Genomic DNA, 18287 nt, shown 5'->3' on the forward strand with positions numbered 1-18287 from the left:
GAATTGGTAGACGCACCAGATTTAGGTTCTGGCGCCGCAAGGTGTGAGAGTTCAAGTCTCTCCTTCCGCACCATTATCGGAAAACCCAGCATGACTTTGCTGGGTTTTTTCTTTTTTTGGTTCTGGACTCGGGAAATCATTAGATTTGCCGAATTAAAAAAGCGAGCTCATGGCTCGCTTTTTTTCTATCTGTGATTTGAGTAGCTTACTACATACCTAACGCGTATTTCAGTACTTGAGCCTTAATTGGCCCTGAGTTTTCAGCAAGCTTCAATGCAGCATTACGTACGAACTTCAATGGCCCAAGATCGTTGCTAAAACCTTTATAGAAAAAGTCCATGCCCGTCTGCATGAGTAAGTTGTCAGGTCGACGTGCGCGTTCGTATTTCGCGAGTAAGGTATCTTCCAGCTTTTCTTGTTGTTCTGTTACCGAAAGGAGAACGTCTACATCTTTGAAGCCTAAGTTTACCCCTTGCCCTGCAAGCGGGTTGATCGTATGGGCAGAGTCACCCACTAACACGCAATTTTTGCTTGAGTAGCTTTGCGCATGACGACGAGAGAGTGGGAATGAGCCAAACTGTAAAACTTCAATATCGCCTAATTCAGCAGGGAAATGACGTAAAATTTCTTCTCTTAGTTGAGGTTTACTCATCGCACACAGTTGTTTAATACGTTTAGGCGAGTCATACCAAACCAAAGAACCTTGGCCTTCTACTTGACCATCGTCGTTACTCAAAGAGCACAGAGGTAAAAATGAACGTGGGCCTGAAGGTGTAAATTGTTGCCAAGTAATATCTTGCTGAGGCAATTCTGTTTTCACGTTAATCAACATGCAGTGTTGTCGGTAATCCCACGCAGTTACACCAATTCCAGCCAATTGACGAACTTTAGAGTTTGCACCATCAGCACCAATCACCCAGTTAGCTTCAAACTGCTCCCCACTTTCTAGTGTCACAAGATTTACATCTGCAAACTCAATGGCTTTTAATCGCTCAGGACACATCACGGTTAGATTTTCATACTGAGAGAAGACTTGCCAAAGACCTAATTGGATTAGGCGATTTTCAACAATGTAACCTAGCTGATCCAATGACAATTCATCAGAGTGAAAACGAGTACGGCACTCTGGGTGCTCCCAAGTTTCTAACCGCCGATAAGGACAAACTCGCATGCTCTTGATCTCTGACCATGCTCCGAGTGAATCAAGTAACTCCACCGACTGGTGCGAGATTGCAGATACACGAATATCCATCGCCTGAGCGGCATCAAAAACTTTAGGTTTTGTACCTTCGACCAAGACAACGCTTCTGCCCTGCTTGGCAAATCCAACAGCGACGGCTGCCCCAACCATACCGCCACCGATCACGGCGATGTCATACTTGTTCATTTTTCACTCTTCATCGTGCTGATTAATTGGCGTTTTTTATTGTACTTTCCATGGCTATTTTTACAAAATTGTTTAACAAAAAACCTTGTTCTGCATAGGGCGAAAAACTAGATTTCATCAGGCTTTGCAGAGAATTAGCTAGATCACTAGTCAGGTGCTTTTTAAAGCAGTACAATACGCCGCTTACCGCCGTGATGGCGGCTATAATTTGAGCAATAGCTCTCCGATTTAAGTACAACTGAACGAGCGAAAGTGAGATGAGTAAGAAACTGCTAATTAAAACCTGGGGCTGCCAGATGAACGAATACGATTCATCAAAAATGGCCGACCTGCTTAATGCTGCAAACGGCTACGAGCTGACGGAAGAGCCAGAGGAAGCAGACGTACTTCTACTTAACACCTGTTCGATCCGTGAAAAAGCGCAAGAGAAAGTTTTCCACCAGCTAGGCCGCTGGAAAACACTAAAAGATAAAAAACCTGGCGTAGTTATCGGTGTAGGTGGTTGTGTAGCAACGCAAGAAGGTGACCATATTCGTGAACGTGCACCATACGTTGACGTTATTTTTGGCCCACAAACTTTGCACCGCCTACCTGAGATGATCAAACAATCTCAGTCCGATGATGCACCAGTTATGGACATTTCGTTCCCAGAGATCGAAAAATTCGACCGCCTACCTGAACCTCGCGCTGAAGGTGCGACAGCATTCGTTTCTATTATGGAAGGCTGCTCTAAGTACTGTACTTACTGTGTCGTACCGTACACTCGTGGTGAAGAAGTAAGCCGTCCAATGGATGACGTACTGTTCGAAATCGCCCAACTTGCTGAACAAGGCGTACGTGAAGTAAACCTTCTGGGTCAAAACGTAAACGCGTACCGTGGTCCTATGCACGATGGTGAGATCTGTTCATTTGCAGAACTGCTTCGTTTGGTTGCGTCTATCGATGGTATCGACCGTATTCGTTTCACGACGAGCCACCCGTTAGAATTCACAGACGACATCATCGCAGTATACGAAGATACGCCAGAACTTGTGAGCTTCCTGCACTTACCTGTGCAAAGTGGTAGTGACCGTATCCTAACGATGATGAAACGCCCTCACACCGCTATCGAATACAAATCGATCATCCGTAAACTGCGTAAAGCTCGTCCTGATATTCAAATCAGTTCAGACTTTATTGTTGGTTTCCCTGGTGAGACAGACAAAGACTTCCAAGACACCATGAAGCTAATCAAAGATGTAGACTTTGACATGAGCTTCAGCTTTATTTTCTCTCCACGTCCAGGTACGCCAGCAGCGGATTACCCTTGTGATGTGTCAGAACAAGTGAAGAAAGAGCGCCTTTACGAACTACAGCAAACTATCAATGCTCAAGCGATGCGTTACTCTCGCTTAATGCTTGGCACAGAACAACGTGTTCTAGTTGAAGGTCCTTCGAAGAAAAACCTAATGGAACTACGCGCTCGTACAGAAAACAACCGTGTAGTAAACTTTGAAGGTAGTGCAGACCTAATTGGTCAGTTCGTTGATGTGAAGATCGTAGACGTATTTGCAAACTCACTGCGTGGTGAGCTAGTACGTACTGAAAAAGACATGGATCTTCGTAGTGTGATTTCCCCAACGCAGATGATGGCGAAAACACGTCGCGAAGATGAGCTGGGTGTAGCTACTTTTACGCCGTAAGCTCGTATAAATAGCCATAGAGAGCCTGGTCGTTATCAGGCTCTCACTAAGTGGCAAAAAATGAGAGGCAACATTGAGCAATAAAATCGTAACTCTAGAAATTAACCTAGAACCTTCAGACAACCGCCGACTAGCTAGCCTGTGCGGTCCATTCGATGACAACATCAAGCATTTAGAACGTCGTCTAGGCGTTGAAATTAACCACCGTAGTGACCACTTTACGATTGTCGGTAAACCTCATACCGCATCAGCTGCGCTGGATATCCTGAAAACTCTATATGTTGATACCGCACCTGTACGAGGTGAGATCCCAGATATTGAGCCTGAGCAAATCCATCTAGCGATCAAAGAGTCTGGTGTTCTTGAGCAGAATACTGAGTCTAATATCGAGCATGGTAAAGAAGTCTTCGTCAAAACCAAGAAAGGTGTGATCAAACCACGTACGCCAAACCAAGCGCAGTACTTGGTTAACATGGTCACGCATGATATTTCTTTTGGTATTGGCCCGGCTGGTACAGGTAAAACCTACCTTGCTGTAGCAGCAGCTGTTGACGCACTAGAGCGCCAAGAGATCCGCCGTATTCTACTTACTCGTCCAGCGGTTGAAGCTGGTGAGAAATTGGGCTTCCTACCTGGTGATTTAAGCCAGAAAGTCGACCCATACCTACGTCCGCTATACGACGCCCTATTTGAAATGCTGGGCTTTGAGCGCGTAGAGAAGCTGATTGAACGTAACGTGATTGAGGTTGCCCCTCTTGCTTACATGCGTGGTCGTACTCTAAACGACGCCTTTATCATTCTTGATGAGAGTCAGAACACCACAGTTGAACAGATGAAGATGTTCCTAACGCGTATTGGTTTTAACTCTCGCGCGGTTATCACTGGTGATGTCACGCAGATTGACTTACCTCGTGGTGCGAAATCGGGTCTTCGTCATGCTATTGAAGTACTAAGCGAAGTTGACGACATCAGCTTTAACTTCTTCTTAGCCGACGACGTTGTACGTCACCCTGTGGTTGCTCGTATCGTTAACGCGTACGAGAAGTGGGAAGCACAAGACCAGAAAGAGCGTAAAGAGTTCGAGAAACGCCGTCGTGAAGAACGCGATGCGAAGTTACTAGAAGCAGCAAAAGCCGAACTGAATGCACAAGTTGCTTCAACTAAGGAATAATCATGGCGATTGAACTTGATCTGCAACTGGCAGTCGAAAATGAAGAAGGTCTGCCTTCGCAGCAAGATTTCCAATTGTGGCTAGATAAGACAATTCCTCTCTTCCAGCCACAAGCCGAAGTCACCATTCGTATTGTTGATGAACAAGAAAGTCATACGCTCAATCATGAGTATCGCGGCAAAGATAAACCAACTAATGTGTTGTCGTTTCCATTTGAAGCACCTCCTGGTATGGAAATAGATTTACTTGGTGATTTGATTATTTGCCGCCAAGTTGTTGAAAAAGAGGCGGTTGAACAGAGCAAGCCTCTGCTAGCACATTGGGCGCATATGGTTGTACATGGCAGCTTGCATCTGCTAGGTTATGATCATATAGAGGATGACGAAGCCGAAGAGATGGAGTCCCTCGAAACCGAAATCATGCAAGGTATGGGTTATGAAGATCCTTACATTGCTGAAAAAGAGTAGCTATTGGCCACTCGACAGGGAAAGGCGAACCACCTAAATGACTCTCGTGTTCGCCTCTCTATGTGTGCTATCACACTTCTGATAGCGTTACTTAATTGAGAAACAATGAACGAAGATAATTCTCCCTCTTCTAACGAAGATAAGAAAGAAAAGGCAGAAGGTCCGAGTAGAAAGTCCTTCTTTGAACGTCTAGGTCAACTATTTCAGGGCGAACCAAAAGATCGCCAAGAGCTTGTGGATGTTATCCGCGACTCTGAAGTTAACGACCTGATTGACCATGACACTCGCGATATGCTCGAAGGTGTTATGGAAATCTCCGAAATGCGTGTGCGTGACATTATGATCCCGCGTTCGCAAATGGTTACAGTTGAGCGTACTCACGACCTTGATACCTTGGTTGCTTTGATTACCGATGCTCAACACTCTCGCTACCCTGTGATCAGCGAAGATAAAGACCATGTGGAAGGCATACTTCTAGCGAAGGACTTACTTAAATACTTAGGCTCAGGCAGTAATCCATTTGATATCGAAGAAGTCATTCGACCAGCGGTTGTGGTACCGGAAAGTAAACGCGTTGATCGACTGCTGAAAGAATTCCGTGAAGAACGTTATCATATGGCCATTGTTGTCGATGAATTCGGTGGTGTTTCTGGTCTTGTGACCATTGAAGATATCCTTGAGGAAATCGTCGGGGATATTGAAGATGAATTCGATGAAAGTGAAGAGACGGACATTCGTAAGCTGAGCAAGCATACGTTTGCTGTCAGAGCGCTGACAACCATCGAAGAGTTTAATGAGACATTCGGAACCAACTTCAGCGATGAGGAAGTTGATACCGTTGGTGGTATGGTCATGACTGCCTTTGGTCACTTACCTTCTCGTGGTGAACTGGTTGAAATTGAAGGCTACAACTTCAAAGTCACCGCTGCCGATAACCGTCGTGTCATTCAACTCCAAGTGACGATCCCAGACGAAGAAACCCTGGTTGAAGCCACTCAAGAGTAACGCGATACCCATTGGGAATCTCAGAAAATTACAATGATGAATGAACTCTTTCATCGCCTTAAGCGGCCCTTAGTGGCCGCTTTTGTTGGCGCCTCTACTACACTCGCTTTCGCTCCTTACCAGCTGTGGCCTATTGCCATTCTTAGCCCTGCAATTCTACTGATTCTTCTTGCTAACCAAACTCCGAAACGCGCACTATGGATTGGTTATGCTTGGGGGTTAGGTCAATTTGCAACTGGCGTTAGCTGGGTTTACGTCAGTATCTCCGGTTTTGGCGGTATGCCGCTCATTGCCAATTTATTTTTAATGGGCTTGCTTGTTGCCTACTTGGCTGTTTATTCAGGCTTATTTGCTTGGCTCAACAACAAGCTGTTTCCTCAATTTACGCTCACAAAAGCACTTCTCGCTGCACCTGCTTTATGGCTGATCAGTGATTGGTTGCGTGGTTGGGTGATGACCGGCTTCCCTTGGTTATGGCTAGGCTATAGCCAGATAGATGCTCCACTCGCAAGCTTTGCACCAATTGGCGGCGTAGAACTGCTTACTCTATTTATCCTTATCAGCGCAGGGGCGTTAGCCTATGCATGGATTCATAAGCAGTGGCTGGTGGTGATTATCCCTGCGGTACTACTCAGTACTGGCTTTGGGATTCGCAACTACGATTGGGTAACACCCCGACCAGAAGACACGACTAAGCTCGCGCTGATTCAAGGTAACGTAGACCAAAACCTAAAGTGGCTACCAAGTCAACGCTGGCCAACCATCATGAAATACGCTGACTTAACTCGTGAAAACTGGGACGCTGACATTATCGTTTGGCCAGAAGCAGCAATTCCCGCTTTTGAAATTGAAGTGCCTTCATTTTTGAGCAATATCGACAGCGCTGCAAAAATGAATAACAGCGCAATCATCACCGGTGTCGTCAACCAAGCTGAAGACCGACAGTTCTACAACAGTATTCTGTCCCTCGGCATCACACCATACGGTGACTACAGCTTCGATTTAAGCGAACGTTACCATAAGCATCACCTACTACCGTTTGGTGAGTTTGTACCATTTGAAGATATTTTGCGCCCATTAGCGCCATTCTTTAACCTACCGATGTCGTCGTTTAGCCGTGGGGCTTTTGTGCAACCAAACATCGTTGCGAATGGCATGCACATGGCACCAGCGCTTTGCTATGAGATCATCTTTAATGAGCAAGTGCGTCAAAATGTGACTGACGAAACAGACTTCATTCTAACGCTTTCGAACGATGCATGGTTTGGTCACTCTATCGGTCCTCTTCAGCATATGGAGATCGCCCGTATGCGTGCCTTAGAGTTAGGTAAACCGCTCATCCGCTCGACTAACAACGGATTAACAGCGGTAACCGATCACAAAGGTAAAATCGTTGAGCAAGTACCGCAGTTTGAAACTGCAGTACTGCGCGCAGAGCTCACCCCAACCGATGGGAAAACGCCATATCGAATCGTTGGTACTTGGCCATTGTATATTTGGATAGGGTTAAGTTTAGCTCTGGCTTTCGGTTTAAGAAGAAAACAGAGCTGATAACAGCTTGAAAGTAGAAAAGACAAAAAAGAGGCGACTAAGCCTCTTTTTTATTCATTGCATTATACAGTCGTTACTCGCCATTTATGGTTTTAATGACTGGCGAGTAAAGCCTTTGTGACCACATTTAATACACGGAATGATTACAGTTGGGTGGTTATACGTTGTCTTGTGACCACACTCATCACAGACCAAGGTGCCTAAGCCTATCACCTCTCCTGCTTCATATAGCCCTTGATGCTCTAAGTCATCGAACAACTCAACCCACTCAACTTTAGTTCGGTCAGTAATCTCTAACAGCCCTTGCCATATCGAGTCCGCAATCGTTAAGTAAAACGGGCCGCTTTTGCTATCCTCGTAACTCTCTGAAAACTCTTTTAAGTCTGCTTTAAGGTACGCTTTGATTAAAGCCAATTCATCTTTGGTCAAGTCATTAGCAGCATCCACCACTTTGCCCGACGTCTCAATCGCTTTGTTAACTTCTTCCGGACTGTGCTTCAAGGTTTCAATCACATCCTCGAGCATTTCCTCATAACCTGTTTTACGTTTAGGCATAACTGACCTCCATCTTTCTCCTACCTGCGTCACTTAAGGGCGCATGGGTACAGATTGGCTATTGTTGTGATCCCTAGCTTTAGGTATTCTATGACGATCTATTTAAGTCTGTTCTAACCGAACTCACAAATTCCAAGATAACGGATACCATCGATGCAAGAACAATACAACCCACAAGATATTGAACAAAAAGTTCAAAAGCACTGGGATGACAACAAAACCTTTGTTGTAAGTGAAGACCCAAATAAAGAAAAATTCTACTGTCTGTCCATGTTCCCATACCCAAGTGGTCGACTGCACATGGGTCACGTGCGCAACTACACTATCGGTGATGTAGTATCTCGTTTCCAACGCCTACAAGGCAAAAACGTGATGCAACCAATCGGTTGGGACGCATTCGGTCTACCTGCAGAAAACGCAGCAGTAAAAAACAAAACTGCGCCAGCACCTTGGACTTACGAAAACATCGAATACATGAAGAACCAACTTAAGCTTCTAGGCTTTGGTTACGATTGGAACCGTGAATTCGCAACATGTACACCGGAGTACTACCGCTGGGAACAAGTGTTCTTCACTAAACTTTACGAGAAAGGTTTAGTTTACAAAAAGACTTCTTCTGTTAACTGGTGTCCTAACGACCAAACTGTTCTTGCAAACGAGCAGGTTGAAGACGGTTGTTGCTGGCGTTGTGATACGCCTGTAGAGCAAAAAGAAATCCCTCAATGGTTCATCAAAATCACTGAATACGCTCAAGAGCTACTAGACGACCTAGACAAGCTTGAAGGTTGGCCTGAAATGGTGAAAACCATGCAGCGCAACTGGATTGGCCGCTCTGAAGGCGTTGAGCTGAAGTTTGAAGTTAAGGGTCAACAAGACCTAGAAGTTTACACAACACGTCCAGATACGCTAATGGGTGTGACTTACGTGGGCATCGCAGCCGGCCACCCTCTTGCAGCTCTTGCTGCAGAGAACAACCCAGAGCTTGCAGCGTTTATCGACGAATGTAAGAACAACAAGGTTGCAGAAGCTGAGCTAGCGACAATGGAGAAGAAAGGTATGGCTACTGGCCTTACTGCTATTCATCCATTGAACGGCCGCGAAGTACCAGTATACGTAGCAAACTTCGTTCTGATGGACTACGGTACAGGCGCGGTAATGGCTGTACCTGCACACGACCAACGTGACTACGAGTTCGCAACGAAGTACGGTCTAGACATCGTGCCAGTTATCAAGCCTGCTGATGGCAGCGAGCTAGACATCTCTGAAGCAGCATACACTGAGAAAGGTGTACTGTTCGATTCAGGTGAATTCGATGGCCTAGAATTCCAAGCGGCATTCGACGCAATCGCAGCGAAGCTAGAAGCAGAGGGCAAAGGCACTAAGACTGTAAACTTCCGTCTACGCGACTGGGGTGTATCTCGTCAACGTTACTGGGGCGCACCAATCCCAATGGTAACGACTGAAGACGGTGAAGTTCACCCAGTACCTGCTGACCAACTACCAGTGATTCTTCCAGAAGACGTGGTAATGGACGGCGTCACTAGCCCAATCAAAGCAGACAAAGAGTGGGCGAAGACAACCTTTAACGGCGAACCTGCTCTACGTGAGACAGATACGTTCGATACGTTCATGGAATCTTCTTGGTACTACGCGCGTTACTGTTCACCACAAGCGGACGACATCCTAGACCCAGAAAAAGCAAACTACTGGCTACCAGTAGATCAATACATCGGTGGTATCGAGCACGCTTGTATGCACCTACTGTACTCACGCTTCTTCCACAAACTACTGCGCGATGCGGGTTACGTAACTTCTGACGAACCGTTCAAGCAACTACTGTGTCAAGGCATGGTACTGGCTGATGCGTTCTACTTCGAGAACGAGAAAGGCGGCAAAGAGTGGGTAGCTCCAACAGACGTAGCCGTTGAACGTGATGGTAAAGGCCGCATTACTTCTGCTAAAGACACTGAAGGTCGTGATGTAACGCACTCAGGCATGATCAAGATGTCTAAGTCTAAGAACAACGGTATCGACCCTCAAGAAATGGTAGACAAGTACGGCGCTGACACAGTACGTCTATTCATGATGTTCGCGTCTCCAGCGGACATGACACTTGAATGGCAAGAGTCTGGCGTAGAAGGTGCGAACCGCTTCCTAAAACGTGTTTGGAAACTAGTGAAAGAGCACACAGCGAAAGGTGCAGCAGAAGCAGTAGATACCTCAGCGCTTTCTGGTGATCAAAAAGCACTTCGCCGCGACGTTCACAAGACTATCGCGAAAGTGACGGACGATATCGCTCGTCGTCAAACATTCAACACCGCGATCGCAGCGATCATGGAGCTGATGAACAAACTAGCGAAAGCGCCTCAAGAATCTGCGCAAGATCGTGCAATCCTTGACGAAGCACTGAAAGCTATTGTTGTCATGCTTTACCCTATCACTCCGCATATCTCATACGAGCTATGGGCAGCACTAGGTGAAACAGACATTGATAACGCGGCATGGCCGACGTTTGACGAAAAAGCGCTAGTTGAAGACGAAAAAACTATCGTTGTTCAAGTTAACGGTAAGCTACGTGCGAAGCTAACAGTCCCAGCTGATATCTCTAAAGACGATATCGAACAGCTTGGTCTAAACGACGAAAACGTGGTTAAGTTCACTGATGGCCTGACTATTCGTAAAGTTATTTACGTTCCAGGTAAACTGCTGAACATCGTTGCAAACTAATCGCAGCTGTCAATTTGTCTCTGTTTAGCGAACTTATTTGTTAACCAAGAGTCATTAAACAGGGTAGTTTTCTACCCTGTTTATTTACCTCAAACCATTCACATGAGTGGTTTAAGGTAAATAACCCCTTCAATTTAGGATGAATACAATCAATGCGCTTTTTCTCTTTGATTAAACTACCAGTGGTATTGGTATTAGCGGGGCTTCTTTCTGCCTGTGGTTTTCACCTTCGCGGCGAGTATTCCGTACCGGAAGAGCTGCACACTATGTCTTTCTCCAGCTACGATGAATACAGTGAATTAACTCGCTATGTTCGCTCTCAACTCGAACTGAACAAAGTTGAACTTGTTCAACCATCATCGACGGTACCCAACCTTCATTTGACGGAAGCGACAATCGATGAGCGTACACTATCGCTTTATCAAAATAGCCGTGCAGCAGAAAAAGAGCTGACATACGTAGTAAAATACCGTGTGACAATTCCTGGCTATGGTTCTAAAAACTTTACGACAACAGTAAACCGCAACTACCTAGACAACCCGTTGACCGCACTTGCAAAATCTGTTGAGCGTGACGTAATTGAAGACGAGATGCGCTTGCAAGCTGCAAAACAGATGATGCGCCAGTTGGGCCGTATTCGTGCCGAATATGAAGCAGGACAAATCTCTGAGCCAGCGAACAAAAACTCTTAGTCACTATGCGAATTTATGCCGATAAGCTAACGGATCATTTAACTAAACAAGTTAAACAGGTTTACTTAATCTTTGGTAATGAGCCGTTACTGATTCAAGAAAGCCGCCAAGCCATCCAAAAGGCAGCGTTTCAGCAAGGTTTTGAGGAAAAACACCGTTTTGCGGTGGATGCTAGCATCGACTGGAACCAAGTTTACGACTGTTTCCAAGCGATGAGCCTGTTTTCAAACCGTCAATTGATTGAGCTTGAAATTCCTGAAAGTGGCGTGACAACCGCCGTCAGCAAAGAGCTGCAAACACTGTGTGATATGCTTCATGATGACATCATGCTCGTCATTGTTGGTAGCAAACTGACCAAAGCCCAAGAAAATGCGAAATGGTTCAAAACATTAAGCTCAAAAGGCGATTGGGTAAGCTGCTTGTCGCCAGACCTTCAACGCCTACCTATGTTCATTCAGACACGTTGCCGCACGTTGGGACTAAAACCCGATCAGCAATCACTGCAAATGTTGGCTCAATGGCATGAAGGTAACCTATTTGCATTGACACAAAGCTTAGAGAAATTGGCCCTACTCTATGCGGATGGTGAGCTGACCATCATACGTTTAGAGGAAGCCCTAAGTCGCCATAATCACTTCACTACCTTTAACTGGATCGACGCCTTACTGGCAGGTAAAGCAAACCGTGCACAACGTATTCTTCGCCAACTTGAGGCGGAAGGGGTTGAGACCGTGATCTTGATTCGAAGTGTACAAAAAGAGTTGAGCCAACTTTTAAATATGCATCAAGACTTAAGTCAAATGGGAATGAACCAGGTATTTGAGAAATATCGAGTTTGGCAAAACAAGCGTCCACTCTATAACGCAGCACTGACCCGCTTATCAGCGAGTCGTATTTGTGCATTGCTCTCCTTGTTGGCTCAAGCCGAGATAAAAGCCAAAACTCAGTATGACGAGTCTGTATGGCCAACTATTCATCAGTTGAGCTTAGAAACCTGCTCTCCTGATATTAAGCTGGCAATTTAAAAATCAAAGCGTGATATAGTGCGCGACCTGTTTTGCAAGCAAGAATGTAAAACACTGTAGAGATAAGAGACAAACCGAGGAAAACCGAGTGCTTCGCGAAGAACTGAAAGACTTTTTAGCTGATAAAGCCGACGACATGAAAGCGGAAGACATTATCGTCCTAAATGTGGAAGATAAATCAAGCGTGACAGATTACATGATCATCTGTACTGGTACATCCAAACGCCACGTTTCATCCATCGCTGACCATGTTGCAACAGAAGTGAAAAAAGCCGGTCTTGAGCCACTAGGAATGGAAGGTGAAAACGAAGGTGAATGGGTAGTCCTAGATATGGGCGACGCCATGCTTCACGTGATGCAAGAAGAGCACCGCGAACTCTACCAGCTAGAAAAACTCTGGGGTTAATCTTTTGAAAATTCAACTAATTGCTGTTGGCACAAAAATGCCAAAATGGGTTGAGGAAGGCTTTCAAGAATATCGTCGCCGTTTCCCGCATGATATGCCGTTGGAGTTGATTGAAATCTCTGCTGGCAAGCGTGGTAAGAATGCCGATATCGCTCGCATCCTGCAAAAAGAAGGAGAAGCGATGCTCGCGGCGGTACCAAAAGGCAACCGTATCGTCACGTTAGATATCCCAGGTAAAAAATGGGACACTCCTCAACTCGCTGAGCAGTTAGAAGCTTGGAAATTAGATGGCCGTGATGTATCAATATTAATCGGCGGTCCCGAAGGACTCGCTCCTGCATGCAAAGCTGCAGCAGACCAAAGCTGGTCATTATCTGCCTTAACGCTACCCCACCCTCTAGTGCGTATCGTAATGGCAGAAAGCTTATACCGAGCGTGGAGCATCACCGCTAACCACCCTTATCATCGCGAATAATCGTTGTTTAACTTTAGAGCCAAGCGTTAATGATTCGTAAACGCCGCAGTCAAATCCGAGATTATCAAGCCGAAGCGCGTCTGTTTGCCAGCCGCGCTATTGTTGCTTTTATCGGCATTGTTGTCTTGATGGGAGCTCTGGTTGCCAACATGTACAACATTCAGGTGAACCAGTTTCAAGACTATCAAACCCGCTCGAACGATAACCGCATCAAAGTAGTGCCTATCGCGCCTAACCGAGGTCTAATTTATGACCGAAATGGCGTTTTACTGGCAGAGAACCGTCCCGTCTTTAACTTAGAACTGACCCCAGAAAAAATTAAAGACATTGATGCAACCATCCAAGAATTACAAACTATTCTGGAAATTACACCAGACCAGATTGAACGTTTCCACCACGAGCGTAAACGGACTCGTCGATTTAAATCGGTCCCACTGCTTACCCAACTGAACGAAAAACAAGTAGCGGTATTCTCCGTCAATCAGTACCGCTTTCCAGGTGTGGAAATAAGTGCGACCTTAAAGCGCTACTACCCTTTCAGCGAAGTCTTAACCCACGTGATTGGGTATGTTTCTCGAATTAATGATCGCGACATGCAACGCCTGATCCGAGAAGAAAAAGACGCGAACTACCAAGCCACTCGCGACATTGGTAAGCTGGGTATTGAAAAATACTACGAAGACCTCTTACACGGTACAGCCGGATATCAAGAAGTCGAGGTAAACAGCCGCGGCCGAGTAATTCGTACCTTAAAGTACGTTCCACCTGTACCCGGAAAAGACATCGTTTTAAACCTTGATATCAACTTGCAGTTGTACGTACACCAATTGTTGGACGGCCGCCGAGGCAGTGCTGTAGTAATCGATCCTAGAGACAACGGCGTACTGGCTATGGTTTCAAGCCCTAGCTATGATCCTAACTCGTTCGTGCACGGAATCTCAGGTAAAGACTATCGCGCCCTTTTGAACGATAAAAACCGTCCTTTGGTCAACCGCACTACACTTGGCATTTACCCTCCTGCGTCTACCATCAAACCATTTATGGCGGTAGCCGCGCTGCAAGAAGGTGTCGTCACACCTAACACCACACGAAATGACCCTGGTTATTGGCGCATACCAAACTCTAACACTCGTCCGTTTCGTGACTGGTTGCGTTGGGGGCACGGGCGCGTCGATATCATTAAGTCGATCGAAGAGTCTGTTGATACCTTCTACTATCAAATCGCTTATGACATGGGTATTGACCGTATTTCGAATTGGATGATGATGTTCGGTTTTGGTGATTACACTGGCATTGATATCTACGAAGAAAGTAAGGCAAACATGCCGACTCGTGACTGGAAAATGTCTCGCCATAAAACCCCGTGGTATAAAGGTGATACGATCCCTGTGGGTATCGGCCAAGGATATTGGACAGCAACACCAATGCAAATCGCCAAAGCAACCTCCGTATTAGTAAACGAGGGAGAAGTGATCGCACCTCACTTGCTCAAAGCGACGATAGAAAATGGTAACGACTTCGAAGAGCAGCAAGCGACAGAATACGTGACTTACCCACCAATCAAGAATGTGCCTAAAAAGTACTGGGATATGGCGAAAGAAGGCATGCGTCGGGTAAACCATGGCACGCGCGGAACAGCTCGCCGCTCATTCTACAAAATGAATTATGAAACAGCGGGTAAATCAGGTACTGCACAGGTCTTCGGTCTGGGTGAAAACGAAGAATACAACGCCGATGAGATCGCCGAGCACTTACGTGACCATGCGTTATTTACTGGCTTTGCACCATTTGATGATCCTAAAGTGGTCGTCACTGTAGTACTAGAAAATGCCGGTGGTGGTTCTAGTAACGGTGCCCCAGTAGTAAGGAAAATTTTTGACCGAGTCGTTCTTGGTCCAGAAGAAATTGAGCCTGAAAACAATGCGAAGAAAGAGGTAAAACAGTAATGAAGATGGATCCCTCTACAGGTAAAAATCGCGCCCTGTTTGAACGCTTCCATATCGACTTACCACTCCTACTTGGCATACTGGCCCTGATGGGGTTTGGCCTGGTGATCATGTACAGCGCCAGTGGCCAAAGTTTACTGATGATGGATCGCCAAGCCATGCGAATGGTGCTTTCACTCGTTGTGATGCTCGTCCTTGCACAGCTTTCTCCACGAACTTACGAAAGCTTGGCACCTTTGATGTTCGTTGGTGGCGTTATACTGCTTTTCGGCGTGCTGTTTTTCGGTGAAGCATCGAAAGGCGCGCAGCGTTGGCTTAACCTCGGTTTTGTGCGCTTTCAACCGTCAGAGCTATTGAAGCTCGCAGTGCCATTAATGGTGGCTCGCTATGTCGGTAGACAGCCCCTTCCACCAACGCTAAAAACACTCATTGTTGCACTGATTATGGTCTGCTTACCAACCATTCTCATTGCAAAGCAGCCTGACTTAGGTACCTCGATCCTGATCGCCGCTTCCGGTATTTTTGTTATCTTCCTCGCCGGCATTAGCTGGAAAATCATCGCTGGTGCTGCGATTGCATTAGGTGGTTTCATTCCAATTCTGTGGTTTTTCTTGATGCGAGAGTATCAAAAAGTGCGAGTTCGTACTCTATTTAACCCGGAATCTGATCCGCTAGGAGCGGGCTACCACATTATTCAGAGTAAAATTGCGATTGGCTCCGGTGGTATTTCCGGCAAAGGTTGGTTGCAAGGTACGCAGTCACAACTAGAATTTCTTCCAGAACGACACACTGACTTTATCTTTGCAGTAATTGCTGAAGAATGGGGTATGATTGGCTTCCTTTGCCTTTTAGCCATCTATCTATTTATTATTGGACGAGGTTTATATCTCGCCAGCCAAGCGCAAACCGCATTTGGACGAATGATGGCAGGCAGTATTGTACTCAGCTTCTTCGTGTATATTTTTGTAAATATTGGCATGGTAAGTGGCATCCTACCTGTAGTAGGTGTACCGTTGCCACTCATCAGTTATGGCGGCACATCAATGGTAACCTTGATGGCTGGTTTTGGTATTCTGATGTCGATTCATACGCACCGAAAAGCATTCTCTAAGGCGACCTAGACATGCAAAAACGCGCTTTATATTCCTTGGTTTTCTCTGCTCTTATTTTGGCAGGCTGTTCATCAACTAGCCAAAAAGAACAAGAAGGCCGTTACGAACTCGAATCTGATGTTGCACCGGATACACCGCTTTCAGTCGAACACATCGAGGATGCGCATCCTAAATATGAACCGTACAGCCTAGGTGGGAACAAAGATTACCACTTGCGTGGCAAAGACTACAAAATAGTTCGCAATGCGAAAGGCTTTAAAGAAAAAGGCCGCGCATCTTGGTATGGGAAAAAATTCCAAGGTCATTTGACTTCTAATGGCGAAATCTATGACATGTACTCAATGACGGCAGCACATAAAACGCTACCGTTACCAAGTTACGTAAAAGTTACCAATACTGACAACGGCAAAACCACCATAGTACGAGTTAATGACCGAGGTCCTTTTCACGATGGCCGTATCATTGATTTAAGCTATGCCGCCGCGCACAAGTTAGATGTCATAAAAACAGGCACCGCGAACGTGGAAATTGAAGTGATCAGTATCAATCAGCCCACGGACAAAAAGTCATTAGAAGCGCACCCTAGGTACGTTATTCAAGTGGCATCATCAAAAAATGAAGAACGCGCGCGAACTTTAGGTACCGAGCTTGGTCAAAAATTGGATACAGAAACTTTCCTAGAGAGTGCGAAAGAGTCTTATCGCTTGTTGTTAGGGCCATTTACTGACTATTCCCTGACGCAAGCCACATTAGATAAAGTAAAGTTGCTCGGCTATTCGTCTGCATTTATTAAAAAACACAACACTGCCAAATGACCTCGTGTCATGAATTTCTCTTTGATCCCCCTCTTACATAACTAGGGATTCTGATAAGATGTCTGCAGTTAACCCAAAAATTTGAATTACCATGAATAAAAATAAGTTTGTGAAATCTATTCTCGTTTCTTCGGTTGCCCTTTCTGCAACTTTCGCTCAATCTGCTCTTGCATCACCTATCGTTGTTCCAGATGCCCCTCAAATCGCGGCGAAGGGCTACGTGCTGATGGATTACCATTCAGGTAAAGTACTGGCAGAGAAAGAGATGAACACAAAATTGTCTCCAGCTAGTCTGACTAAGATGATGACCAGCTATGTAATCGGCCAAGAGCTAGCGCGTGGTAATATCTCAGAAGATGATGATGTCACCATCAGTAAAAATGCGTGGGCGAAAAACTTCCCTGATTCATCAAAGATGTTCATTGAAGTAGGCACAACAGTTAAAGTACGTGACCTGAACCGAGGTATCATCGTCCAGTCAGGTAACGATGCCTGTGTTGCGATGGCAGAACATATTGCAGGTTCAGAAGATGCATTTGTTGACCTAATGAACGCTTGGGCCAACACATTGGGTATGACTAACTCGCACTTTGCCAACGTTCATGGCTTAGATAACGCAGAATTGTACTCAACACCATACGACATGGCACTGCTAGGTAAAGCACTTATCCGTGACGTACCAAATGAGTACCGAGTGTACTCAGAGAAGAAATTTACTTACAACGGCATCACCCAATACAACCGTAACGGTCTACTTTGGGATAAGAGCATGAACGTTGACGGCATCAAAACGGGTCACACAAGTAATGCGGGTTACAGCCTAGTAAGTTCAGCAACTGAAGGTCAAATGCGCTTGGTTGCGGTCGTTATGGGTACTAAAGATGCCAATGCTCGTAAGTCAGAAAGCAAAAAGCTGCTAAGCTACGGCTTCCGCTTCTTCGAAACAGTGGCACCGCACAAAGCAGGTGAAACGTTCGTAGAAGAAAAAGTGTGGATGGGTAACAAAGACACCGTAGCACTGGGTCTTGACCAAGATACTTACGTAACACTACCGCGTGGTGAAGCGAAAAACCTAAAAGCAAGCTTCGTCCTTGAAAAAGAGCTAGAAGCCCCAATTAATAAAGGTGATGTAGTTGGTAAGCTATACTATCAGATCGATGGTGAAGATATTGCCGAGTACCCACTAATGGCACTAGAAACCGTAGAGCAAGGTAGTCTATTTAGCCGCATGTGGGATTACATCGTATTGTTATTCAAGAGCTTCTTCTAAA

The 18287-nt window shown here is 45.7% G+C and carries 17 protein-coding genes; 15 read left to right on the plus strand and 2 right to left on the minus strand.

Going from position 1 to position 18287, the window contains the following annotated elements; translation table 11 throughout:
* The coding region (locus R8N47_RS14525) for a hypothetical protein (protein WP_206949545.1) at nucleotides 1-195 on the plus strand (195 nt) is incomplete at its 5' end.
* Nucleotides 196-208: 13 nt separating this feature from the next.
* On the opposite strand, the gene R8N47_RS14530 is transcribed toward R8N47_RS14525, so the two are convergent.
* The gene (locus tag R8N47_RS14530) at nucleotides 209-1387 is read right to left on the minus strand and encodes a 2-octaprenyl-3-methyl-6-methoxy-1,4-benzoquinol hydroxylase (RefSeq protein WP_064353683.1); all 1179 of its coding nucleotides are present in this window, start codon (nucleotides 1385-1387) and stop codon (nucleotides 209-211) included.
* A 257-nt stretch (nucleotides 1388-1644) separates the two neighbouring features.
* Between R8N47_RS14530 and miaB the strand changes: the two genes are divergently transcribed.
* The 5 genes from miaB (at nucleotide 1645) to lnt (ending at nucleotide 7263) form a co-directional block, all read left to right on the plus strand.
* Nucleotides 1645-3069, plus strand: coding sequence for a tRNA (N6-isopentenyl adenosine(37)-C2)-methylthiotransferase MiaB (gene miaB / locus R8N47_RS14535; protein WP_005373038.1), 1425 nt, complete (start codon nucleotides 1645-1647; stop codon nucleotides 3067-3069).
* Nucleotides 3070-3142: 73 nt separating this feature from the next.
* Nucleotides 3143-4240, plus strand: coding sequence for a PhoH family protein (locus R8N47_RS14540; RefSeq protein WP_005373033.1), 1098 nt, complete (start codon nucleotides 3143-3145; stop codon nucleotides 4238-4240).
* 2 nt (nucleotides 4241-4242) lie between these two features.
* Nucleotides 4243-4707 (plus strand): rRNA maturation RNase YbeY, encoded by a 465-nt coding sequence (gene ybeY, locus R8N47_RS14545; RefSeq protein ID WP_005373030.1) that lies wholly within the window; start codon nucleotides 4243-4245, stop codon nucleotides 4705-4707.
* A gap of 105 nt (nucleotides 4708-4812) precedes the next feature.
* Complete coding sequence (gene corC / locus R8N47_RS14550) at nucleotides 4813-5712, plus strand: CNNM family magnesium/cobalt transport protein CorC (RefSeq protein ID WP_005384118.1); 900 nt, start codon at nucleotides 4813-4815, stop codon at nucleotides 5710-5712.
* A 33-nt stretch (nucleotides 5713-5745) separates the two neighbouring features.
* The gene (gene lnt / locus R8N47_RS14555; RefSeq protein WP_064353682.1) at nucleotides 5746-7263 is read left to right on the plus strand and encodes an apolipoprotein N-acyltransferase; all 1518 of its coding nucleotides are present in this window, start codon (nucleotides 5746-5748) and stop codon (nucleotides 7261-7263) included.
* A gap of 84 nt (nucleotides 7264-7347) precedes the next feature.
* On the opposite strand, the gene R8N47_RS14560 is transcribed toward lnt, so the two are convergent.
* Complete coding sequence (locus R8N47_RS14560) at nucleotides 7348-7818, minus strand: zinc ribbon-containing protein (RefSeq protein WP_005373024.1); 471 nt, start codon at nucleotides 7816-7818, stop codon at nucleotides 7348-7350.
* 153 nt (nucleotides 7819-7971) lie between these two features.
* Between R8N47_RS14560 and leuS the strand changes: the two genes are divergently transcribed.
* From leuS to R8N47_RS14605, 9 genes are all read left to right on the plus strand, one after another.
* On the plus strand, nucleotides 7972-10545 hold the full coding sequence (gene leuS / locus R8N47_RS14565) for a leucine--tRNA ligase (protein ID WP_064353681.1): 2574 nt from the start codon (nucleotides 7972-7974) through the stop codon (nucleotides 10543-10545).
* A gap of 152 nt (nucleotides 10546-10697) precedes the next feature.
* A complete protein-coding gene (gene lptE, locus R8N47_RS14570; RefSeq protein WP_005384122.1) occupies nucleotides 10698-11237 on the plus strand; it encodes an LPS assembly lipoprotein LptE in 540 nt (179 codons plus the stop codon).
* 5 nt (nucleotides 11238-11242) lie between these two features.
* The gene (gene holA / locus R8N47_RS14575) at nucleotides 11243-12262 is read left to right on the plus strand and encodes a DNA polymerase III subunit delta (RefSeq protein ID WP_064353680.1); all 1020 of its coding nucleotides are present in this window, start codon (nucleotides 11243-11245) and stop codon (nucleotides 12260-12262) included.
* A gap of 88 nt (nucleotides 12263-12350) precedes the next feature.
* Complete coding sequence (rsfS, locus tag R8N47_RS14580; protein ID WP_005373015.1) at nucleotides 12351-12668, plus strand: ribosome silencing factor; 318 nt, start codon at nucleotides 12351-12353, stop codon at nucleotides 12666-12668.
* 4 nt (nucleotides 12669-12672) lie between these two features.
* Nucleotides 12673-13143: a 23S rRNA (pseudouridine(1915)-N(3))-methyltransferase RlmH gene (rlmH, locus tag R8N47_RS14585; RefSeq protein WP_017821762.1), complete on the plus strand. Its 471-nt coding sequence runs from the start codon at nucleotides 12673-12675 to the stop codon at nucleotides 13141-13143.
* A 29-nt stretch (nucleotides 13144-13172) separates the two neighbouring features.
* Nucleotides 13173-15089 carry a penicillin-binding protein 2 gene (gene mrdA / locus R8N47_RS14590; protein ID WP_005373006.1) on the plus strand — a complete coding sequence of 639 codons (1917 nt, stop codon included), beginning with the start codon at nucleotides 13173-13175 and terminating at the stop codon, nucleotides 15087-15089.
* On the plus strand, nucleotides 15089-16210 hold the full coding sequence (gene rodA / locus R8N47_RS14595; protein ID WP_005373004.1) for a rod shape-determining protein RodA: 1122 nt from the start codon (nucleotides 15089-15091) through the stop codon (nucleotides 16208-16210). The genes mrdA and rodA overlap by 1 nt, the downstream gene beginning before the upstream one ends.
* A gap of 2 nt (nucleotides 16211-16212) precedes the next feature.
* A complete protein-coding gene (locus R8N47_RS14600) occupies nucleotides 16213-17016 on the plus strand; it encodes a septal ring lytic transglycosylase RlpA family protein (protein WP_017635670.1) in 804 nt (267 codons plus the stop codon).
* A 91-nt stretch (nucleotides 17017-17107) separates the two neighbouring features.
* Nucleotides 17108-18286, plus strand: a complete 1179-nt coding sequence (locus tag R8N47_RS14605; protein ID WP_005384132.1) for a serine hydrolase — start codon at nucleotides 17108-17110, stop codon at nucleotides 18284-18286.
* Nucleotide 18287 lies beyond the last annotated feature (1 nt).

The organism is Vibrio sp. 2132-1 (assembly GCF_033344315.1).

Bases quoted from the DNA above. Each gene is read 5' to 3' on its own strand.
- leuS (WP_064353681.1), top strand. From the start codon at position 7,972: ATGCAAGAACAATACAACCCACAAGATATTGAACAAAAAGTTCAAAAG.
- R8N47_RS14600 (WP_017635670.1), top strand. From the start codon at position 16,213: ATGCAAAAACGCGCTTTATATTCCTTGGTTTTCTCTGCTCTTATTTTG.
- corC (WP_005384118.1), top strand. From the start codon at position 4,813: ATGAACGAAGATAATTCTCCCTCTTCTAACGAAGATAAGAAAGAAAAG.
- miaB (WP_005373038.1), top strand. From the start codon at position 1,645: ATGAGTAAGAAACTGCTAATTAAAACCTGGGGCTGCCAGATGAACGAA.
- rodA (WP_005373004.1), top strand. From the start codon at position 15,089: ATGAAGATGGATCCCTCTACAGGTAAAAATCGCGCCCTGTTTGAACGC.
- ybeY (WP_005373030.1), top strand. From the start codon at position 4,243: ATGGCGATTGAACTTGATCTGCAACTGGCAGTCGAAAATGAAGAAGGT.
- R8N47_RS14560 (WP_005373024.1), bottom strand. From the start codon at position 7,818: ATGCCTAAACGTAAAACAGGTTATGAGGAAATGCTCGAGGATGTGATT.
- R8N47_RS14605 (WP_005384132.1), top strand. From the start codon at position 17,108: ATGAATAAAAATAAGTTTGTGAAATCTATTCTCGTTTCTTCGGTTGCC.
- mrdA (WP_005373006.1), top strand. From the start codon at position 13,173: ATGATTCGTAAACGCCGCAGTCAAATCCGAGATTATCAAGCCGAAGCG.
- lnt (WP_064353682.1), top strand. From the start codon at position 5,746: ATGATGAATGAACTCTTTCATCGCCTTAAGCGGCCCTTAGTGGCCGCT.
- holA (WP_064353680.1), top strand. From the start codon at position 11,243: ATGCGAATTTATGCCGATAAGCTAACGGATCATTTAACTAAACAAGTT.
- R8N47_RS14530 (WP_064353683.1), bottom strand. From the start codon at position 1,387: ATGAACAAGTATGACATCGCCGTGATCGGTGGCGGTATGGTTGGGGCA.
- lptE (WP_005384122.1), top strand. From the start codon at position 10,698: ATGCGCTTTTTCTCTTTGATTAAACTACCAGTGGTATTGGTATTAGCG.